This is a genomic window from Lentibacillus sp. (assembly GCF_035301925.1).
Lineage (GTDB): Bacteria > Bacillota > Bacilli > Bacillales > Amphibacillaceae > Lentibacillus.
In genome coordinates, this window is record NZ_DATGTI010000090.1 from 1 (window position 1) to 5,296 (window position 5,296).

Genomic DNA, 5,296 nt, shown 5'->3' on the forward strand with positions numbered 1-5,296 from the left:
AAGGTTGCTTTAATTGCTGCATTTGCAACCGATGCGGATTTGTATATTTTAGATGAACCAACATCAGGACTTGATCCACTTATGGAAAGACTTTTTCAGGAAAGCATTTTAGAAGTAAAGGAAGCGGGGAAAAGCGTACTCTTATCAAGTCATATTTTATCTGAAGTAGAGCGACTATGTGATACCGTTGCGATCATTCGCCAAGGGAAAATAATCGAAAGCGGCTCATTAGAAGATTTACGTCATTTAACGCGAACAAGTCTGTTAGTGAAAACGAAAGAACCGATTGTGCGTGTTGCTGACTTAAAAGGCGTGCATGAAGTTGTCGAAAAGGCTGAAGGGTTATCGTTTCAAGTAGACACAGAAGAATTAAACAATATTATGCAATACATTACTCCATTTGGCATTGTTAAATTAGAAAGCGCACCACCAACATTGGAAGATTTATTTATGCGGCATTATGAAGGGACAGAAGAGGTTGGAGGTGGATCCTAATGGGAAAGTCACTTTATCAACATACTGGAAAATTAACGTCCTTTATTTTACGACGGGACCGAATTAGAATACCGATTTGGTTTATTGCCATTATTGGTTTTGTCATTGCTGTCGCTTATGTTTTTGAGAATGCTTACGGAGAACATGGAGAACGTGAAGCGATGGCAGAAACGATGAAAAATCCTGCGATGATTGCCATGGTCGGAAAAGGGTATGGGATTGATGATTATACGATAGGTGCCATGATGGCCCATCAAATGCTACTTTTTACAGCTATTGCGGTTGCAATCATGAGTATTCTGTTTGTCGTGCGTCATACGCGTGCTGATGAAGAGGCAGGAAGAATTGAACTCATTCGTTCTTTTCCAACAGGGAGACTAGCGAATCTTTCCGCTACTATTATAGTAGCTTTTGGAATGAATATACTTTTAGCTATTTTACTAGGTGGTAGTTTAGCAGCTTTACAAATTGAAAGTATGGATCTAGTAGGTTCACTCATTTTTGGCGCTGCTATTGGAATTACGGGAATGATTTTCACGGCAATTACAGCTGTTTTTGTCCAGCTTTCAGAAAGTTCTCGAGGGGCAACAGGGTATGCCTTCCTTGTATTAATCATGGCATACTTGATTCGTGCCATTGGCGATGTGGGAAATGAAGCAGTATCTTGGATTTCTCCGTTAGGTTGGGTGTTGGAATCGCAAGCATATGTCGAAAATAATCTAGGCCCTTTATTATTGACGCTTGCTGTCGCGCTTTTACTTACTGGGCTTGCTTTTTATTTATATGCCATACGTGATTTAGAGGCAGGATTTCTACCTTCACGTCCAGGTAGGAAGCATGCATCATTTATGTTGCAAGGTCCATTTGGTTTGCTTTTACGCATTCAACGTACAGGGTTGATTGCATGGGCAATCGGAATGTTTATTTTCGGTGTTTCTTATGGTTCTATCATGGGAGATTTAGAATCCTTTTTTGCAGAAAATGAGATGTTTCAACAGATGATTACTCCTGAAGCTGGCTTCACACTAACCGAACAATTTATTACGATGCTCATGTCTGTATTGGCGATGTTGGGAACCATTCCTGTCTTAATGGCCGTATTAAAGCTTGTCGGCGAGGAGAGAAAAGGTCGTACAGAACATATATTAGCACGTGTTGTATCTCGCTTTCGTTTGCTGTTTAGTGGGTTATTGATTGCACTTTTGGCGAGCTTCTTTATGTTATCTTTATCTGGAATCGGCCTATGGTCAGCTGGAAATGCAGTGGTAGATGGAGGGATGGATTTTGGGCGTATCTATGCTGCAGCGATGATCTATCTGCCTGCGGTTTGGGTCATGATTGGCATTGCGGTTGTGTTGATTGGATTTTTACCACGATTGACAAGCTTGATCTGGGTCTACCTTATCTATTCGTTTCTCGTTGTGTATATGGGCGGTCTATTTGATTTTCCAAGTTGGATGGAAAAGTTGACAGCTTTTGGACATATCCCACAAATTCCAGTAGATGAAATGGATTATATGAAAGTAATCACAATGACATTAATCGCCATTGTATTAATAGGAATTGGATGTATCGGTTACCGAAAAAGAGATATAGAAGGATGAAGACTCGTTTAGAAGTTTTCTCCAGATGATAGGGGTGCAGCTTGCGCCTCTTTTTTTTATATGAAAATTAATTCTAGACATTTCGATATACGGTTTAACAGTCTATGTCATTGGAGAAGACAAAGAAAAAATCCAAAAAGTAGCTTCTTCCATTCGTGCAGGTCGCATCACCGTCAATCAAGCACCATCGGATTACTCCGCTCCATTTGGCGGGTATAAGCAATCAGGAGTTGGCCGTGAGTGGGGAGATTAGAATAGATTATCTTTTTGTTAGACAAGCAGGCTGTTCATTTGTTAGTTATTTGTACACTGAATAATATGTAACTTTTCTCTCTCCATCATTGACCAAATTATTTTTCCACCATTCCCATCCATTGTTACAAGTTGTATAAAATGGCAGGAAGTAGTGGATGATGTAATCCCCTACATTTTCGTGCTCTTCTACTGGCGAATATGGTAAGATGATTACGTACTATTTTAAGGAGATATGTTTAAGTGACGCCGTTTAACCCAAACTAGAAAAAACAACATAAGAAATGAGGAGCATCATGAGGGATATTTAAATAAGATTAGTTTCACACAGTTTTTGCTGAATGATTCTTAAGAAAAGCAACTTGATATATATTGGAGAGATTTATATATGAATGATAGTAAGAATAAGACGTGGAGGATGCCTCACACGTTTGTTATTGTCTTTTTTGTGATTATCTTGACATCATTAGTGACGTACATAGTGCCAAAAGGCTATTTTGAAGTAACAGAAGTGGAGTACGAAGAAAATGGTGAAATGAAAACAAAAGAAGTATTGGACCCAAATACATTTCATTATGATACAAATGAAGCAGGGGAAACACGTCCTGAAGGGGTAAAATTATTTTCCACTGGTGAGGACACCGGTTTTTTAAATTATGTGTTTGAAGGATTAGTATCAGGAGATAAAAATGGCTCAGCTGTAGGTGTTGTCGCATTTATCATCGTTATCGGTGGTGCTTTTGGGATTGTGATGCATACAACAGCTATTGAATCCGGTATGATGAAGTTAATTCAACGCATGAAAGGTAGAGAATCGCTCATTGTTCCTGTTTTATTTATTGCCTTTTCCCTCGGGGGAGCCATTTTTGGTATGGGGGAAGAAGCGATTGCGTTTGCGATGATTTTAGCTCCAGTGATGGTCGCAATCGGATTTGATGCGATTACAGCGGTATTTGTCACATATGTAGCGACCCAAGTCGGCTTTGGAACATCTTGGATGAACCCATTTAGTGTCGCGATCGCCCAGGGTGTTAGTGGTGTACCAGTATTTTCTGGTGCCGGGTTACGGATGATTATTTGGGCTATTTTCACATTAACGGGTGCTTTATTTGCTTGGTGGTATGCAACAAAGGTTAGAAAAGATCCACAAAGGTCTTTTTCCTATCATACGGATGCATATTACAGAGAAAATAAACCAAAAGATGATGTAGAAGTTTCGTTTAAACTAGGACATAGCTTAGTTATTTTAACCTTATTTGCTGGAATTATTTGGGTCATATGGGGCGTTGTCGAACAAGGGTATTATATTCCTGAGATAGCTACACAATTTTTTGCGATTGGACTTGTATCAGGTATTATTGGTGTTATTTTTAAATTAAATAAGATGAGAATAAATGATATTGCAGAAAGCTTTTCAAAAGGGGCAAAAGATTTATTACCTGCTGCTCTAATTGTTGGAATGGCAAAAGGGATTTTACTTCTCTTAGGAGGAGATAACGCAAATGAGGCTTCTGTATTAAATACGATGTTATATACTGCTGGAATGGCGATAGGTGATTTACCTCAAGTTTTATCTGCTTGGTTCATGTATATTTTCCAGTCGGTCTTTAACTTTTTTGTCGTCTCAGGATCGGGACAAGCTGCACTCACGATGCCAATTATGGCTCCTTTAGCAGACATCGTCGGTGTTACGAGACAAACCGCCGTATTAGCTTTTCAGTTAGGGGATGGCTTTACGAATATCATGGTTCCTACATCCGCTGCTCTTATGGGAACGTTAGGTGCCGCACGAGTAGAGTGGGGTTCATGGATTAAATTTATTTGGAAATTTATGTTACTTTTATTTATCATGGCGTCAGTTGTCATGATTATCGCGGTTTTCATTAATTACTAATTGGAAAGGGTTTTATAGGATGGGCCTTACATTAATTAAGAATGTGCATTGTTATACACCAGAAAATGTAGGAAAGAAAGATATTTTAATTGGTGGCGAAGAAATTATTGCTATGGATGATCAAATCGATATTCAATTTACGGATATGAAGGTGATTGATGGAACAGGAAAAATGGCTTTGCCAGGATTTATCGATAATCACGTCCATATTATCGGCGGGGGAGGCGAAGCCGGTTTTAGCTCTAGAACGCCAGAGTTACACATCTCAGATGCCATTCAAGCCGGTGTCACGACAGTCGTCGGTGTAATCGGAACAGATGGAACGACGCGATTAATGACTAGTTTAGTTGCAAAAGCTAGAGGATTGGAAGAACAAGGAATGACAGCTTTCGTTCACACTGGGAATTATCAAGTACCTGTTCGCACTTGTACGGGTTCGATTACAGACGATATTATTTTAATCGATAAAATTATCGGGAGTGGCGAAATTGCTATTAGTGATCATCGTTCCTCCCAACCGACGATTAATGAACTGGCAAAAATTGCCTCAGAAACAAGAGTAGGTGGCATGTTAGCTGGAAAAGCTGGAGTTGTAAATATTCACGTCGGTGATGGAAAAGACGGTCTACATCTATTAAGACAAATTGTGCAAGAAACAGAAATTCCAATCACACAATTTTTGCCGACACATATAAACCGGAATCCGTCCCTATTTCAAGAGGGCATAGACTATGCCTTGGCTGGCGGATATGTTGATTTCACGACAAGTACGACGCCTGAATTCATCGAAGAGGGGGAAGTACCAGCAACAAAAGCGGTGAAAAAAATGCTAGGCGCAGGTGTTTCCATCGATGCAATGACGATGAGCTCTGATGCACAAGGTAGTTTACCGAATTACAATGACAAAGGTGAATTGGTCGGATTTAACGTTGCACCAATTGATAGTTTATATGCATCATTTAAAGAACTTGTTTTAGAAGCACAAGTTCCACTAGAAGATGCAATTAAAACAGTCTCCACCAACCCAGCGAATATATTGAAGTTAAAGAAA

Annotated in this window: 4 protein-coding genes and 1 pseudogene; all 5 read left to right on the plus strand. The window is 39.5% G+C overall.

Annotated elements, in window-relative coordinates:
• A partial coding sequence (locus VK080_RS08220; protein ID WP_324224288.1) for a DUF4162 domain-containing protein occupies window positions 1-495 on the plus strand: 495 nt, incomplete at its 5' end.
• A complete protein-coding gene (locus VK080_RS08225; RefSeq protein WP_324224289.1) occupies window positions 495-2,099 on the plus strand; it encodes an ABC transporter permease in 1,605 nt (534 codons plus the stop codon). The genes VK080_RS08220 and VK080_RS08225, both read left to right, overlap by 1 nt.
• Window positions 2,100-2,184: 85 nt before the next feature.
• Window positions 2,185-2,352: pseudogene (locus VK080_RS08230) on the plus strand (aldehyde dehydrogenase family protein); the annotation flags it as partial.
• Between the two features lie 387 nt (window positions 2,353-2,739).
• Window positions 2,740-4,245 (plus strand): putative basic amino acid antiporter YfcC, encoded by a 1,506-nt coding sequence (gene yfcC, locus VK080_RS08235; protein WP_324224290.1) that lies wholly within the window; start codon window positions 2,740-2,742, stop codon window positions 4,243-4,245.
• A 19-nt stretch (window positions 4,246-4,264) separates the two neighbouring features.
• A partial coding sequence (gene iadA / locus VK080_RS08240) for a beta-aspartyl-peptidase (protein WP_324224291.1) occupies window positions 4,265-5,296 on the plus strand: 1,032 nt, incomplete at its 3' end.

Excerpts from the sequence above, each read along its gene's own strand:
- yfcC (WP_324224290.1), top strand. The coding sequence starts at position 2,740 with ATGAATGATAGTAAGAATAAGACGTGGAGGATGCCTCACACGTTTGTT.
- VK080_RS08225 (WP_324224289.1), top strand. The coding sequence starts at position 495 with ATGGGAAAGTCACTTTATCAACATACTGGAAAATTAACGTCCTTTATT.